At 61.5% G+C, this 15,328-nt stretch carries 13 protein-coding genes; 5 read left to right on the top strand and 8 right to left on the bottom strand.

Features of this window, described 5'->3' with window-relative positions; all coding sequences use genetic code 11:
* The first annotated feature begins 123 nt into the window (after nt 1-123).
* A complete protein-coding gene (locus H043_RS0125195; protein ID WP_027614176.1) occupies nt 124-2,505 on the top strand; it encodes a DUF3772 domain-containing protein in 2,382 nt (793 codons plus the stop codon).
* A gap of 672 nt (nt 2,506-3,177) precedes the next feature.
* Here the strand turns inward: H043_RS0125195 and H043_RS0125190 are convergent.
* The 5 genes from H043_RS0125190 to H043_RS0125170 form a co-directional block, all read right to left on the bottom strand.
* Entirely contained in the window at nt 3,178-3,942 is a 765-nt protein-coding gene (locus H043_RS0125190; protein WP_027614175.1) for an ABC transporter permease, read from the bottom strand.
* Nucleotides 3,942-5,141 carry an ABC transporter substrate-binding protein gene (locus tag H043_RS0125185; protein ID WP_027614174.1) on the bottom strand — a complete coding sequence of 400 codons (1,200 nt, stop codon included), beginning with the start codon at nt 5,139-5,141 and terminating at the stop codon, nt 3,942-3,944. The genes H043_RS0125190 and H043_RS0125185 overlap by 1 nt, the downstream gene beginning before the upstream one ends.
* Nucleotides 5,107-5,949 (bottom strand): ABC transporter ATP-binding protein, encoded by an 843-nt coding sequence (locus H043_RS0125180; protein ID WP_027614173.1) that lies wholly within the window; start codon nt 5,947-5,949, stop codon nt 5,107-5,109. Before H043_RS0125180 ends, H043_RS0125185 begins: the two co-directional genes overlap by 35 nt.
* Nucleotides 5,946-7,016, bottom strand: coding sequence for an acyl-CoA dehydrogenase family protein (locus tag H043_RS0125175; RefSeq protein ID WP_027614172.1), 1,071 nt, complete (start codon nt 7,014-7,016; stop codon nt 5,946-5,948). Before H043_RS0125175 ends, H043_RS0125180 begins: the two co-directional genes overlap by 4 nt.
* Nucleotides 7,017-7,080: 64 nt before the next feature.
* The gene (locus H043_RS0125170) at nt 7,081-7,626 is read right to left on the bottom strand and encodes a carboxymuconolactone decarboxylase family protein (protein WP_027614171.1); all 546 of its coding nucleotides are present in this window, start codon (nt 7,624-7,626) and stop codon (nt 7,081-7,083) included.
* Nucleotides 7,627-7,729: 103 nt separating this feature from the next.
* Here H043_RS0125170 and H043_RS0125165 point away from each other — a divergent pair, with 103 nt between their 5' ends.
* The 3 genes from H043_RS0125165 to H043_RS0125155 all read left to right on the top strand — a co-directional run bounded on the left by H043_RS0125165 (nt 7,730) and on the right by H043_RS0125155 (nt 9,565).
* Complete coding sequence (locus H043_RS0125165) at nt 7,730-8,641, top strand: AraC family transcriptional regulator (protein WP_027614170.1); 912 nt, start codon at nt 7,730-7,732, stop codon at nt 8,639-8,641.
* A 118-nt stretch (nt 8,642-8,759) separates the two neighbouring features.
* Nucleotides 8,760-8,921 (top strand): hypothetical protein, encoded by a 162-nt coding sequence (locus H043_RS30520; RefSeq protein ID WP_007966374.1) that lies wholly within the window; start codon nt 8,760-8,762, stop codon nt 8,919-8,921.
* A 53-nt stretch (nt 8,922-8,974) separates the two neighbouring features.
* Nucleotides 8,975-9,565 carry a helix-turn-helix domain-containing protein gene (locus H043_RS0125155; RefSeq protein ID WP_177325665.1) on the top strand — a complete coding sequence of 197 codons (591 nt, stop codon included), beginning with the start codon at nt 8,975-8,977 and terminating at the stop codon, nt 9,563-9,565.
* Nucleotides 9,566-9,759: 194 nt separating this feature from the next.
* Here the strand turns inward: H043_RS0125155 and H043_RS30015 are convergent, their stop codons facing one another.
* Nucleotides 9,760-10,269, bottom strand: a complete 510-nt coding sequence (locus H043_RS30015) for a hypothetical protein (protein ID WP_007966376.1) — start codon at nt 10,267-10,269, stop codon at nt 9,760-9,762.
* Nucleotides 10,270-10,655: 386 nt separating this feature from the next.
* Here H043_RS30015 and H043_RS0125140 point away from each other — a divergent pair, with 386 nt between their 5' ends.
* Complete coding sequence (locus tag H043_RS0125140; RefSeq protein WP_027614167.1) at nt 10,656-11,117, top strand: DUF3574 domain-containing protein; 462 nt, start codon at nt 10,656-10,658, stop codon at nt 11,115-11,117.
* Here the strand turns inward: H043_RS0125140 and H043_RS0125135 are convergent.
* Both H043_RS0125135 and H043_RS0125130 read right to left on the bottom strand, forming a co-directional pair.
* On the bottom strand, nt 11,114-12,478 hold the full coding sequence (locus H043_RS0125135; RefSeq protein WP_027614166.1) for an APC family permease: 1,365 nt from the start codon (nt 12,476-12,478) through the stop codon (nt 11,114-11,116). The two genes, H043_RS0125140 and H043_RS0125135, sit on opposite strands and share 4 nt — an antisense overlap.
* 41 nt (nt 12,479-12,519) lie before the next feature.
* On the bottom strand, nt 12,520-14,907 hold the full coding sequence (locus H043_RS0125130) for a TonB-dependent siderophore receptor (RefSeq protein ID WP_027614165.1): 2,388 nt from the start codon (nt 14,905-14,907) through the stop codon (nt 12,520-12,522).
* Nucleotides 14,908-15,328 lie beyond the last annotated feature (421 nt).

Here is a 15,328-nt window from a genome sequence, read left to right as displayed (position 1 = left end):
ATAGCATGCCTGTCGCTGAGTTTTTTTGAAACGCATGCCCTGCTCCCCCCGAAATTTTCCGCCGCGCCCGGTTCGATCACCTAACCTCATAGCTTGTGTGATCAACGAGAACCGGCCCCTTTCATGCGCAACACATTGAACTCATTGTTTTTTGTCGCGCTGCTCCTGCTCGCTCCGGGCGGTTCGGCGTTGTGGGCGGCAGATTTGCCGGCGCCCTCGGCGACCGCTGCGGCGCCGCTGGTGGAGGTTTCGCAAAGTGATCTGCAAGCCTTGCAGTTGCGCCTCGACGGGCTGAAGCAGCAGATTTCCGCCGCGAACAATTACAACCAGCTCGAAGGCCCGCAGGACCGGGTGCAGACGTTCATTCTGGATGTCGATCGGTTGTCGGCGTCGTTGTTGCCGCAGCAGGCACAACTGGCGGTGCAACTGGGGGTGCTCGGCGCAGCACCGGATACGCAGATTGCCGCCGAACAGGCGGAAATCGCCGCGCAACGGGCGCAGCTCAACGAGCAGAAAAACAAGGTCGATTCCACGCTCAAAAGCCTTGCCGCGCTCAAACAAAGCGCCGCCGAGCTGATCACGCAAATCGCCGGCATCCGCCGCACACTGCTCGAAAGCGAACTGACGCTGCGCACCGACAGCATTCTGAGCCCGGCCTTCTGGTCGCCGTTGGTGGTGCCGGAACCGGATGATCGTCAGCGCCTGACGTTTTTCATCGATCAGGTCAGCGTCACCTGGGCCACAGTCTGGGCACCGGGGCAGCGTTTTTTCACCTGTGTGCTGGTGCTGCTGGCGCTGGCTTTCTGGACGGTCGGCCGCCGACTCGCCGAGCGCGGCCTGACCTGGGTTTGCATCCACCGCATGCCGGAGGGGCGCCTGCGCCGCAGCGCGCTGGCGTTCGCCTCGGCGCTGGCGACCCTGGGCACCACGGCCATCGCCCTGCATCTGCTGTTCTACGCCTGCACCCGCCACGAACCTTTGACGCCCATGCTGCAGACTTTTTCCGAGGAGTTCGAAAAAGCCGTTTACGCCTGTGTCCTGATCACCGCGCTGAGCCGCGCGCTGCTGTCGACTCAGCATCCTTCATGGCGGCTGCCGGCGATAGCCGACTCGGTGGCGCTGGCGTTGCGGCCCTATCCAAGGATTCTCGCTGCCACTCTGCTGGTGCTGGTAACGCTGGTGCAGGTCAGCAACGCCACCGGCATGAGCAGCCAGATCGTGATCGCCCAGCGTGGGGTGATTGCCATCGTGGTGATCGTGATTCTGGTGCCGCTGCTGTTGCGCGTCGGCAAAGTGCGCAAAGCGTTGCTCACCGCCAATGAACCGGAGGCCGGCAGCACGTTTGCCGGGGCGATCTACAGCATTGCCACGGTGTGCATGTGCATATCGGCGCTGGCCTTGCTCACCGGCTACGTGTCGCTGGCCCGCTTCGTCACCTATGAGTTGGTCTGGGCCTATATCGTGCTGGCCGGGTTCTATTTGCTGGTGCAGGTGGTCAAGGATGCCTGCGAATACCTGTTCTCGCCGCGCTACTCGGCCGGTAAGACCATCAAGCAGACCCTGGGCATGGGCGACCGGCGGCTGGAGCAGGTTTCGATTGTGCTGTCCGGTGCCAGCCGCGCCGGGCTGCTGTTGCTGGCGGTGATTACCCTGTTCGTCGGCGGCATCGGCACCACGTTCGGGCAACTGACCACCAATGTCATGGGCATTCTCGGCGGCGCAGGATTGCGCAAGCTGAACATCGTTCCCGCGCATCTGATCAATGCCGTGCTGGCGTTGCTGATCGGCATCTACCTGATCCGCGCTTTGCGCCGCTGGCTCGACAACGAATTCCTGCCCAAGACCGATATGGATCCGGGCATGTGCGCGTCGTTGAGCACGCTGTTTTCCAATATCGGTTATGCCACGGTCATCCTCCTGACGCTGTCGTCGCTGGGCGTGCGCTGGACCAATCTGGCGTGGATCGTCAGTGCGCTGTCGGTGGGGATCGGTTTCGGCTTGCAGGAGATCGTCAAGAACTTCGTCTCCGGGCTGATCCTGCTCACCGAGCGCCCGGTGAAAGTCGGCGACCTGATCAGCATCAGCGGCGTCGAGGGCGATATCCGCCGGATCAACGTGCGCGCCACGGAAATCCAGCTCAGCGACCGCTCCATCGTGATCGTGCCGAACTCGCAACTGATCTCGCAGAACCTGCGCAACGTCACCCTCGGCGGCAGCGCCCAGGGGGTGGCGAGCCTGGAGCTGATGTTCCCGCTGGACATCGACCCGGAACAGGTCAAGGAACTGCTGCTGAACACCTACCACGAAAACGAAAACATCCTCGACAAACCGGCGTCGTACGTGCGCTTCAGCAAGCTGTCGCCGGATGGCATCACCTTGACGGTGACCGGCTACGTCGGCAGCCCGCGGATTGTGGGCGGGACCAAGAGTGATCTGCTGTTCGAGATACTCAAGCGGTTGGGGGATGCGGGGATTGCTTTGGCGAAACCAGCCTCCGCCCCGTAACAGCCCGCTCCCACATGGGTTAGCGGTGGCCCATACAATGAATATCAGCCTGGCCATTGTGCTGGCTGACTTGGCCCCATCGCTGGCTGTCAGAAATCCACTGTGGGAGCGAGCCTGCTCGCGAAGAGGCCGGTACAGGGAAAATTTCCGGCGACTGATACCCCGCCTTCGCGAGCAGGCTCGCTCCCACAAGGGGCTCTGCGCTAAACACAGAATGCATGCCTGTCATTAATCCATTGTGGGAGCGGGCTTACTCGCGAAGACGCCGGCACAGGCAAAACCTCCGGCGACTGACACTCCGCTTTCGCGAGCAAGCCCGCTCCCACAGGGGCTCTGTGCTGAACACGGAATGCATGCCTGCCATTGATCCATTGTGGGAGCGGGCTTGCTCGCGAATGCAATGGGTCAGATAAAGAAATGTTGACTGACACTCCGCTTTCGCGAGCAAGCCCGCTCCCACAGGGGCTCTGTGCTGAACACGGAATGCATGCCTGCCATTGATCCATTGTGGGAGCGGGCCTGCTCGCGAAGAGGTCGGCCCAGCGAAAATTTGCGGCGACTGACACTCCGCCTTCGCGAGCAGGCTCGCTCCCACAAGGGGTTCTGCGCTAGAAAACAGAATGCATGCTTGTCATTAATCCATTGTGGGAGCAAGCCTGCTCGCGAAGAGGCTCAGGCCGGCGCCCAACGCCGATGCAGCCAGCGCGCAAACGCATCCAGCGCAAAGCCCAGCACACCGATCAGCAGCACCATCGCCATCAGTTCCGAATACGCCAGTCGATCACGCGTATCGAGGATGAAGTAGCCCAACCCGGCGCTGACCCCGAGCATCTCGCACGGCACCAGCACGATCCACAGAATGCCGATCGACAGCCGCACCCCGGTCAGCACATGGCCGAGCACGCCGGGCAGGATCACCTTGCGCAGGGTTTCCCAGCGGGTGGCGCTGAGGCTGCGGCTGAGTTGCAGCCAGCGCGGGTCGAGCTGGCGCACACCGGCCACGGTGTTGAGCAGGATCGGCCACACCGCAGCGAAGGTCAGCAGGAAGTAGATCGGCTGATCGCCAACGCCCATCAGCATCACCACCACCGGCATCCACGACAGCGGCGAGATCATCCGCAGAAACTGAAATGCCGGCGTGGTCGCCGCTTCCAGATGCCGGTGACTGCCAATCATCAAGCCCAGCGGCACGCCGATCAGCAGCGCCAGCAGCAGACCGACCAGAATCCGCTTCAGGCTGACCAGCACATGCTCGTACAGCTCCGGGCGCAGCAACAGTTCGCCAAGGCTGGCCAGGGTTGCCTCGGGTGAAAAGCGCAGCGCCAGGCTGTCGTTGCCGCCGAACACGTGTACGCCCAGCCACCACAGCAGCAACAGGCACAACAGCCCCGCCACACCCAACAAACCGTGTACGGTCGAAGAAGATCGCTGACGCATCAGAGGCTGAACTCCTCGCTGCGTTCGAAGCTTTCCGGCAGGCCAAAGGTCTGCATGCCGCCAACGGCCGCGATGGCATTGCGCACGAAGCGATCATCCACCAGATCCTTGGCGGTCTGCTGCGGATCAAGGCCGGCGAGGAAACCCTTGTCGCCCTCGATCAGCGTGTCCTTCAGACGTTTGACCAGTTCTTCGGTGTAGCTGGGGAACGGGTACGGCTGAAAGTCGATGCGCTGCTCGTCCCAATGGCTGTGCTGGATCGCGCCGCTGGCCAGATACTGCTCGCGGTCGCTGGTGGCCGGCGACAGCACCCGGTCGAGCACCGGTTGCGCGTGCGGCGTGTAGCGATTTTCGCCGTCCTTGGACAGCAGTTTCGCCGCCTCGGCGCGGTTGTCGCGGGTCCAGACCTGCGCCTTGACGATGGCGTTGACCACTTTCTGCGACCACTCGGGGCGGTTGTTCAGATCCTGCTCGTGCATGAACACCACGCAGCAGGCGTGATTGCGCCAGACGTCGCCGGTAAAGCGCTGCACGCGGCCGACCTTGAGTTCCTCGGCCAGCGCGTTGAACGGCTCGGCGACGATGTAGCCGGCAATGCGTTTGCTCGCCAGGGCCGGCGGCATGTCCGACGGCGGCAGCACCAGCAGATTGACCTCGTTCGGCGCCAGCGCGGCGCTCGCCGATTTGCTCACCGGCACCAGACCGTGGTCGCGGAACAGCTGTTGCACCACCACGTTATGGATCGAATACCAGAACGGAATCGCCACCGATTGCCCACCGAGTTGCTTGACCTCGGTGATGCCCGGCGCCACGGTCAGGCCCGAGCCGCCGACGTGGTTCCACGCCACGACTTTTGCCGGCACCTTGCTGCCATAACGCGCCCACACGGTCATCGGCGACAGCAGGTGAATCACGTTGACCTGCCCGGAAATGAACGCCTCGATCACCTGCGCCCAACTGCGCAGCAGCACCGGGCGCTCAGCCTGGATGCCTTCGGCTTCGAACAGGCCATTGTTGTGCGCGACCAGCAACGGCGTGGCGTCGGTGATCGGCAGATAACCGATGCGCACCGGCGCGTTCGGCTCGGCAGCGGCGCGCGCGCTGAGGCTGTTGAGCAGCGGCAACGCGCCGCCAGCGGTCAGCAGCGCGCTGAGTTTGAGGAAGTCACGACGTGTGTGAGTGAAGTCGTCCAGGCACATGGTCAATCTCCGACGTAGCGGGCACAGGTTGAATGAGGGGGTTGCGGCTCGCCCGCCGAAGGGTTTTGAGGATTTCTATACGCAGCGCGCCCAGTTCCTCGACCAGCTCGGCACGCGGCTGAGGCAGGTCGATGCGCCACTCGCCGAGGATGTGCGCCGGGCTGTTACCCAGTAGCAGAATCCGCTCGGAAAGCAGCAGGGCTTCGTCGATGTCGTGGGTGATCAACACGGCTGCGGTGTGGTGCTCGGCAATCAGTTGCAGGAGCAACTGCTGCATGTCGGCGCGGGTGATTTCATCCAGCGCGCCGAACGGTTCATCGAGCAACAGCACCTGCGGCTGCCGCGCCAGACACCGCGCCAGCGCGGTGCGCTGGGCCATGCCGCCGGACAGCTGCGCCGGGTGCTGCAACCGCGCGTGTTCGAGGCCGACCACAGCGATGGCGTGGTCGATCCGCGCCTTGCGCTGCTCGGCCGTGAGATGCGGCTGGCGGGCGAAGTCGAGACCGAAGGCGACGTTCTTTTCCAAAGTCAGCCACGGCAACAGGCTCGGGTCCTGAAACGCCACCGCGACCCGTGGATGCGCGCCGGTCAGCGGCTCGCCAAGCAGGCTCACCCGGCCCTGTTGCGGCGCCTGCAACCCGGCCAGCACCCGTAGCAGGCTGGACTTGCCGACACCGCTGGGGCCGAGAATGGTCACCACTTCACCGGACTGCAATTGCAGGTCGAAGTGTTCCAGCACGGTGTGCCAGCCCTGCTCTCGCGGGTAGCCGAGGCTGATGCCCTGCGCCTCCAGCACCGGCGCGGTCATGCCGTCGCTTCCCGTTTCTGCCGCTGCAATTCAGCGCGCAATTGCACCAGGCTCGGGGTGACAATCGGCACGAACGCCGACTCGCGCCAGCGCCGGGCGAAACCGCTGCCGTGCTCCGTCAGATAGGCCTTGCCGCCGCTGGATTGCAGTTCCAGTTGCACGGCGTTGGCGGCGGATTCGGCCAGCGCGATGCGGATCTGGAACAAGGCGCCCGGCTGGGTCAGGAAACGTCCGTCGTGCAGACCCTGCTTGAGCGCATCGACGCTCTGCGCCAGTTGCTCGCGTTGTTCCTGCAACGGCTCCAGCAGAATCGAACGGCCGTCCTGCAAATGTCCTTCGACCTCGGCCAGCGCCCGTCGCGCCAGACCAATCGCCATGCCGCACTGCAAGCCGAGGAACGCCGGGCGCACCGCTGGCAGAAACTTGCGCGCATCTTCATGCAGCAGCCATTCGCGTCCGACCGCCACTTGCGCGAAATCGATCGCAGCCGTGTTGCTCGATTGCAGCCCCATCAGTTGCAGATCGGCGGAACGTTGTACGCCGGCAGCGTCATCGGCGATCGCCAGCACGAACGGCGAACCGCCCTCCTCGTGCTCTATTGCCGCCGCCACCACGAAACCGCTTTTGCGCAGATTGGTCACCCAGTGCAGGCGCCCGTTCAAGGTCCAGCCGTCTGCGGTGTTGGCGGCACGCACTTGCAGTGCCTCGATGCCCGACAGGTATTTCATCGCGTTAGACAAACCGGTGGCGCCGGCCAGTTCGCCGCTGAGCAACGCCGGCAGCAGTTTTTCCCTCAGCGCAGTGTTGGGGCTGTGCAGCAGGTATTCGATAAAGGCCCGTTGGCCCCAGAACACAAACGCCGCCGCCAATGAATGGCTGGCGACGGCAGCCAGGGTTTCCACAGCATCACTGACGTGGCCACCGCTGCCGCCCAGCGCCGGGCTGATGCCGACCCGTAGCACCCCGGCCTGCGCCAGTTGCGTCAGCACCTGTTGCGGATCGCCGTCGCCCGCATCCAGGGCCTGGGCGTTGTGTTCCAGCCATTGCATCAATGCCGGATTGAGCATGTCGTTTCTCTCCTTGTACGCAGCCGCATCAACCATAGACGATGCGGCCTGAAGCGCTGGCCGATTACGCGCGATACGGCGCCAGCTCGGGGTTGAGCGGCGTGTCGGCGAACACGTTGGCGAAGTTGCACAGGGTCGCCAGGCTGATGCCAAGGATCACTTCCAGCGCATTGCCTTCGGTGTAGCCGGCAGCCTTGAACTGGTTGAAGGTCTGGTCGCTGACCTTGCCCCGGGTGGCAATCACTTCGCGGGCAAACGCGGCCAGGGTTTCCAGTTTTTCCACGGGCACGGTGGCTTTCTCACGCAGCGCACTGACCACTTCCGGCGGCAGTTTGGCCTTATTCAGCGCGACGGCGGTATGACCTGCGACACAGAAATCGCAACCATGGTTGGTCGCCGCAATCAGTTGCACCACTTCGCGCTCGGCGAGGCTGAGTTCGGACTTGCCATTGAGCGCCGATACCGTAACGTAGGTTTCCAGCGCGGCCGGGGCATTGGCCAGCACGGCCAGCAGGTTCGGAATGAATCCGGAGTTTTTCTGCGCATTTTCCAGAAACGGTTTGGCGGCTTCGGGAGCGCTTTGCACGGTGTGTAGAGTAAGGCGCGACATGGAGTGGACTCCTGCTGTTGAGTGTCCGGCCAGTCTGTTGGTTATAAAAATTTCGATCCATATTCTAAAGTAGCGATTACTTGCTCCTGAGTGTTTCCATTAGATGATTTCGTCCAGCCCACTGGTTGATTGGTTATTAGAAAGCCTCGAACTCGATGCGAGCCTGTTTCACATCGGCCGCTATTGCGGTGGCTGGCATGCAAGTACGCACGGACTGGCGCGCGCCAGTTTTCACTTGATCGTGCAGGGGCGTTGCTGGCTGCACATTGACGGGCAGGAGCAGCCAATTCCGCTGAACACCGGAGATGCGGTGTTTCTGCTGCGCGATCTGAACTACCGCCTCTCCAGCGCCGAAGAGCCGGCCCTCGCCCAAACGCTGCCGCGCAGGGCCATGACCGCGCTCGACAGTCAGGCACAGGATGGCGTCGGGCTGGTCTGCGGGTTCTTTCATTTCAAGTCCGGGCTGTCGTCGCTGATCATCGAAGGCCTGCCGGACTGGATCATCCTGCGCGCGGGCGATCCTTCTTCGAGCGCGGCGCGAGCCTTGTTCGAGTTGATCCTGCAAGAGTGCGAACGCTTGCCGGCGCCCTCCTCGGCGCTGCTCGAACGCTTGAGTCATCTGCTGTTTTTGTATGTGTTGCGCCAACAGATGGCCGACAACCAGAGCCTCGGCGGTCTCGTGGCTTTAGCGCGCAATCCGCAGTTCGCGCCGTTGCTGGACCAGTTGATCGAACAACCGCAATTACCGTGGTCGCTGGAGAGCATGGCGGCGAGTATCGGCCTGTCGCGCTCGGCGTTTTTCAAACGCTTCAACGAACTGGCCGGGCAATCGCCGGGGCAGGTATTGCTGGCGTTGCGCATTCGGCATGCCTGCCAGTTGCTGCGGGCCAATCACACGGTGGAACAGGTGTGCGCGGCCGTGGGCTATCAGTCGATCGCTGCATTTACCCGAGCGTTTGCCAAGTCGGTGGGGGTGCAACCGGGGGCTTATCGCAAGCAGCATGAGGGGCGCTGAGCGACGCCCTCGCCAAAGAACTTAAAAGCATTAATAAATACAAAATCATTATTTATCGTTATAAAAATTATTGCGTACTCTCTGAGTCAATCCCTCATTGATCACAGTGAAGTGCGCCATGAACCCGACTGCCAACCTGATCGACTTCGTCGCCTACCGCAAACGCCGCCAGGCCCAGCAAGCTGCTCGGGCCATGTGGGAAATGTATGCGCGCAACGCCGGTTACCAGGCCTTTCAGTGGGTGCAAGCCAGTCGTTCGACCGAGCCTCGCCAAGCGTGAACGCGCGTGATCCCTCGCGCTTTCTGGCGAGCGCCGACGAACCTGTGCTGGATCTGAACAGCCTCGAAGCACTGGAAGAAGACCCGATCTGCGAACGGGTCGCGCAGAATTTGCAACGCTTGCGCGCCAAACGGCATTTGTCGCTTGATGCACTGGCGCGTCAATGTGGTGTGAGTCGGGCAATGCTGGCGCAGATCGAGTCCGGGCGCAGCGTGCCGTCAATCAAGGTGCTGTGCAAAATCGCCAAGGGCTTGAAGGTGTCGGTGGCAGCGTTCCTCGAACATCGTGCCTTTGAGGGCGTGGCGGTGTTGTCGGCGAGCCAGAGCAAACGGCTGGTGAGTGCCAGCGGTGCTTTTGTCAGCCGTGCGCTGTTCCCGTTCGACGTGGCGCGGCAGTCGGAATTTTATGAACTGCGTTTGAGTCCATTGGGCGAGGATCTGTCCGAGGGCCATGGGCCGGGCGTACAGGAAAACCTGGTGGTGGCTCAAGGTGTGCTGGAAATCAGCGTCAATGACGAACGCTATTTGCTCTCCACCGGCGACTCGATTCTGTTTTACGCCGACCAACCCCACCGCTACCGCAACCCCGCGGACAGCGAGGCCGTGGCCTATCTGGTCGTGACCTACCCCGAACGCCTGGACTGACCGCCCCTTTGTGGGAGCGAGCCTGCTCGCGAAAAGGTCGGCACATTCAGCATTTGCGTTGCCTGACTCACCGCTATCGCCAGCAGGCTGGCTCCCACAGGGGTTTGTGGTGATGGCTGGATAAGTGTTGGTCAACAGAATGAAAAAGCCCCCGAGGCCTGAGGCCGTCGGGGGCATTTTTTGCGCTGCCGGGATCAGCAGGTGCAGCACATCATCGGCATGCCGTTACAGCTCATCATCATCGGCATGCTGCAGTCGTTCATCATTTTCATCATCAGAGCACAGCAGTTTTTCATCATGTCCATGCTCATGCCGGGCATCGGCATGATTTTGCACATCATGCAGTCAGCCATCATGGTGCATTCCATCACGCACTTCATCGATGGCATCGGCATGCCCATCATCGGCATCGGCATCATCATGTTCATCATCGGCATGGCCATGGCCGCCTGAGACATGCACATCATGCTCATGTTGCCGCAATGCATCATCATCGGCATGCCGCAGTCCATCATCATCTGCATCATTTCGCCGCTGTTCTTGAACATGGCCATGTCCATGCCGGCGGCAGGCATCATCTTGCACATCATGCCGTCGTCCATCATTTCGCAGCTCATGGTCGCCATCATCATCGGCATGCCGGTCATTGGCATCATCGGCATGTTGGCGTTCATTGGCATTTGCATCTGCATGGCGTTCATCATGGTGTAGCTCCCTGAGGATTTAAGAACTGGATGAAAAGTTGATGGCGCTGATTCTATGGACTGGAGCAACCGGAACAAGATGCCCATCGAACAGCAAAATCCGATGTTCAAACCGCTCAAGCGCAGCGTTCCGCGCGCGTTGAACTGTTGGAGCAGCAGAGTAGACGCCATGACAGAAAGAGCAAATGTACTGACAGCGAATCCGACATCATGGATATGTAAAACAACGCTATATAAATAACCGAAAGAAATTATCGGTCTAACGCGGGCGATTATTTTTCTTATTCCATCAATCAATCAAAAAACCACTTTTTAATCTTTTATCGCTATTAACCTCGCCCCTTATAATTGCGCGTCTGCACTTAACTCATAAAAAGGGATGTTCCATGCAAAGACGCCTGTTACTGGCTGCAATATTTGTCGCTGTCGCCGGGTGCGCCAGTCCTCCTGCTATTTCGGTGCACACCAAAGACCCCACCAGTTCAACCCTGCAAGGCGACGCCTCGCGCCCGGCGCAGGCGCAGTGGATTCGCACCGAGCTGTACTTCTCGGTGGGCACCGTGGATGGCAAGGAAGGCGCGGTCAGCCCCGCGCGCTGGCGCGAGTTTCTCGATAAGGAAGTGACGTCGCGGTTTGCCGACGGTTTCACCGTGTTCGATGCCTATGGGCAGTGGCGCGATCATGGGGCGAAGGAGCCGGAGCGGCTGAGCACCAAGGTGATCGTGATCCTGCACGAGAACAATCCGCAGAACGCCGGCAACATCGAGGCGATCCGGCTGGCTTACAAGCGCATTACCGGGGACTTGTCGGTGCTGCGCCTGTCGCAACCGGCCGACGTATCGTTCTAATCGCTGGTATGCGCGAGAGCTTGCCGAGGCGTCGACGCCAGGCGGCTCAATCCCGCTAGCAGCAGCGCGCCCACCAGCAACACGCCAATCCCCAGAAACGCGCCCCACCCCACCACCGTCACGCTCGAATAGAGCATGTACAGGCACAGACCGAAAAACAGCAGCGGCACCAGCGGATACAACGGCACCCTGACCGGCCTCGGCACCTCGGGAAAGCGCCGCCGCAGAATGATCAACGCCAGGCTGCTGAAGCTCAGAAACAGCCAGTACACCGGGGTCAGGTACTCGACCATGGTGTTGAAGCCGCTCTGGGTGAAACTGCCAAACAGCACCAGCAACAATGCCACCGCGCCCTCCGCCAGCAACGCCTTGCGCGGCACGCCGTCGCGTTCGTGCCACTCGCCGAAACGACGCAACTGCGGCACATCGCGGGCCGCGGCATAGGTGGTGCGGGCGCCAACCAGCAAGGTCGAGTTGATGCTGGCGATGGCCGCGATGCCGACCATCAGCAGAATCAGCAGCACTCCCGGCGCACCGAATGCACGGTTCAACAGTTCCACCGCCGGTGCGTTGCTCGCCGCCAGTCCGGCGAATCCCAGGCCTCGCACAAACGCCCAGTTCAGCGCCAGATAAATCGCCATCAGCAGCGTCAGCGCACCGAGCATGGCGATGAAAATCCCTCGCCGCCCATCGCGCACTTCCGCCGATAATGTGGCCGCATCGCTCCAGCCGCCAAACGCCAGAAACACAAAAATCATCGCCGCGGAAAACCCAGCCATACCGGTGTTTTCCGGCGCAACCGAAACGCTCGCTGGCGCTGCTTCAATCCCCTTCCACGCCAGCCACACCCCGGCGCTGGCGATGCTCAGAAAGCCCAGCGCCAACAAGCCCACCAGCAAGGTCTGAGTGATGAAACCGATGTGCTTGCCCGTGAGATTGAGCAGCACCAGCGCAGCGATCACCCCGCCGGCAAACAGCCCCGAACCGTATCGCCCCAACGGCACCACGGCGTTGACGTAATCGGCAAACATGAACGCCGACAAGGCGATCCAGCCCGTGTGCATCACCGAGAAGCGTGACCAGGCAAACAGGAACCCCATGCGCTCGCCATAGGCGGTGCGCAGAAAGTGATAGTCGCCGCCAGGATGTGGGAATGCCGTGGCCATTTCGGCAAAGCACAACGCCCCGGCCATCGACGCCAGGCCGCCGAGCACCCAGACCCAGTAGAACCAGGCAGGCCCGACGTTCAGCGCCACGGTCGGCGCGGTCTTGAGGATGTCGGTGGTGATCACCATGCCCAGCGTGATCAGCAACGCCTGCAACACCGGCAGATGGCGCTTGGGGCCGTTCGACTGATTCATTGAGTGTCCCGCAGAAGATCCGTCGTCCATGGCGGTTCGGCTCAGAAGCCGTAAGTGGCGCTGGCGTAGTAGTAAGCGCCGTTGGTGCCGATCGGCGACAACACGTCATACGGCAAGTTGCCGCCGTAATTGATCGCCGAGCCGGAGCGCTCCGGGTAGTTGTCGGTGAGGTTGTTGCCGCCCAGGGCGACGCTGAATTTCGGGGTGAATTTGTAGGTCACCTCGGCATCCAGTTGCCACACCGCGCCATAGGTCTGCTCCGGTTGCGAGTCGCCAAAGTCGAACACGCGAGTGGTCTCGCCCTGACGGGTCAGACGCCCGAGCAGGCCCCAGTGTTCGCTGGCCCAGTTGGCGGAAAACACGAAGCGATCCTTGGGCGCGGCGTCGGTCAGGGTATTGGTTTCTTCAACGCCGACCAGTGCATCGTTGCCGATCCCCAACGCCGTCAATTGCGAGGGTGTGCCTTTGGTGCTGGTGACTTTGGTGTGGTTGTAGGTGTACGCGGTGGTCAGGCCCAGTTGCCCTTCGTACAGCGGCTGATGGTAGTTGAGCACCAGCTCGGCACCGTGGGTGCTGGTGTCGGCGGCGTTGGTGAAAAAGTTGACGTCATGCACCCCGGCCACGCCGAAGTTGTCGTTGATGTATTGCTCCATGGCGTCGCTGCCGATGCGCTGCGACAGGGTGATGCGGTCCTTGACGTCGATGCGGAACACATCGAGCGAAGCGTCGAAGCGTTCGTTGAGCTGGAAGGTCAGGCCGAGACTGAAGTTCTTCGAGGTTTCCGGATCGAGCTTTTGCGCACCCAGCGCGCGGGCGATCGGGTCGTTGACCGAGAGCACACGAATATCGGTGAGCGTGCCGCCTTCGCCGAAGTTGCTGGTGGTGTTCTGGAAACCGCTCTGCGCCAGCGACGGCGCGCGGAAGTTGTTCGACACCGCACCGCGCAGCGCCCACTGCTCGGTCAGTTTGTAGCGACCACTGAGCTTGCCGGTGAGTTTGCTGCCGGCATCGTCGTAATGTTCCCAACGCGTGGCGGCGTCGACGAAGAAGCGCTCGGTGAGATCGCCCGACAACTCGGCGTAGGTCGCAAACACGCTGCGGTCCAGGTCCGACTCTTCGCTGGGGCGCAGACCGTTGGCGCCGTCAGCGCCGGAGCCGATGTAGGAGGCCTCGTCACCCGCGTAGGTCAGGTAGTTTTCGTAACGGTATTCACCACCCAGCGCCAGCACGAACGAGCGTCCACCGAGGCGCAGCTCGCGGCTGAAATCGAGGTTGGTGGTGGTCTGGCGCAGCTCGTAATCGCCGGTGTCGAATTTCGTCGGCGAGTCCTCGCCGAGGCTGACGTTAAGGGTGCGGCGGGTGGATCCGTCGAAGCGGTTACGGCCATGGGTAAGGCTGCTGTCGAAGTCCCAGTCTTCGCCGATCATGCCTTTGAAACCGGCGGTGGCAGAGACGTCCTTGTTGTCGCCCAGCGACTGCGGCAGGTAGCCGTTGGGATAGAACTGCGGCTGCTCGTAGGGGTAGCGATAGAATTCGGCGCCGGTGGTGTGGCGCTGGTTGTAGGTGCCGAAGCTGTAGGCCTTGCCGCCGGCCAGCGGCAGCTCGCTGTTGAACCACAGGTTGACGTCCCGCGCCAGGCCGTCGCCCATCACGTAGTTGCGCTGGTCCGGGGTATCGGCAAAACCGTCGAAACCGGCGCGGTTGGTCGGGTTGCGATTTTTGTACTCGGTGCCGCCACGAATGAACCCGCCCTCTTCGCCCAGGCGCGTGCCGATCTTGGCCGTGGTCACGCTGTTCTGGCCGTCGGTGGTGGTTCTGCCGATGGCGTCCTGATGGGTGTGAAACGCGCCGTAGCTGGTGGACACTTCGCCGCCCTCGGGGGCGTCGTCGAGGATGATGTTGATCACCCCGGCAATCGCGTCGGAACCGTACTGTGCGCCGGCGCCATCGCGCAGCACTTCGATGCGTTTGATCGCGCTGATGGGGATCGAGTTGAAGTCCACCGGCGCTGTGCCGCGACCGATTTTCGACGAGTCGTTGACCACCGCTGAAGTGTGGCGACGCTTGCCGTTGACCAGCACCAGCACCTGGTCCGGACTCATGCCGCGCAACTGTGCGGCGCGCACATGGTCAGCACCACCGGAGTTGGACTGACGCGGCATGCTGAACGATGGCAGCAACGTTTGCAGCGCCTGGCCCAGTTCACCGTCGGCCGCGCCGGTGGACTTGAGATCGGCAGCGGTCAACACGTCAACCGGCACTGGAGAATCCAGAACCGTGCGAGCAGTGCCACGGGTGCCAGTGACCAGCACGGTACCCAGCCGTGTGTCATCGTCAACGCGGGTGGAAGTGTCTTCGGCTTGCGCCGGAACTTGCCAGATCGCACCGACCACCGCGATGGCCAGTAATGAACGGGAACGCTGATACATGTGACAGCTCCTTTATCGCAGCTAATACCCGGCCGTTGCCGACAATAAAGGGTCGGCAATCAATGCGCGGCAATGTCTGCTGTAGTTTTAGAAAGCAGGAAGGTGGTGAAGGCTGGTTAAACGTATTGAGTTGGTTAAGCGCAGAATCCCCAAAGTTAGTTATTTCCCCTTGAACACCGATGCTAGACGGGCCGAAGGCCTGCCGTAAAAGAACCAATAACACTTAGGTTAGATCGGGCTGATTAACTGTATTTAGTCCAACACAAGTGTTGCTGGACAAACAGTTGATGCAACTAACAAACAACGATTACAACTGCAAAAAAGATCCCTGTGGGAGCTGGCTTGCCAGCGATAGCGGTGTGTCATTCAACAGAAACAGGGACTGAATGGACGTCATCGCTGGCAAGCCAGCTCCCACAGG

Origin of the sequence: Pseudomonas sp. URIL14HWK12:I6 (assembly GCF_000514195.1) — a bacterium.
Classification (GTDB): Bacteria; Pseudomonadota; Gammaproteobacteria; order Pseudomonadales; family Pseudomonadaceae; genus Aquipseudomonas; species Aquipseudomonas putida_A.
This window is presented reverse-complemented; position numbering and strand designations above follow the sequence as displayed.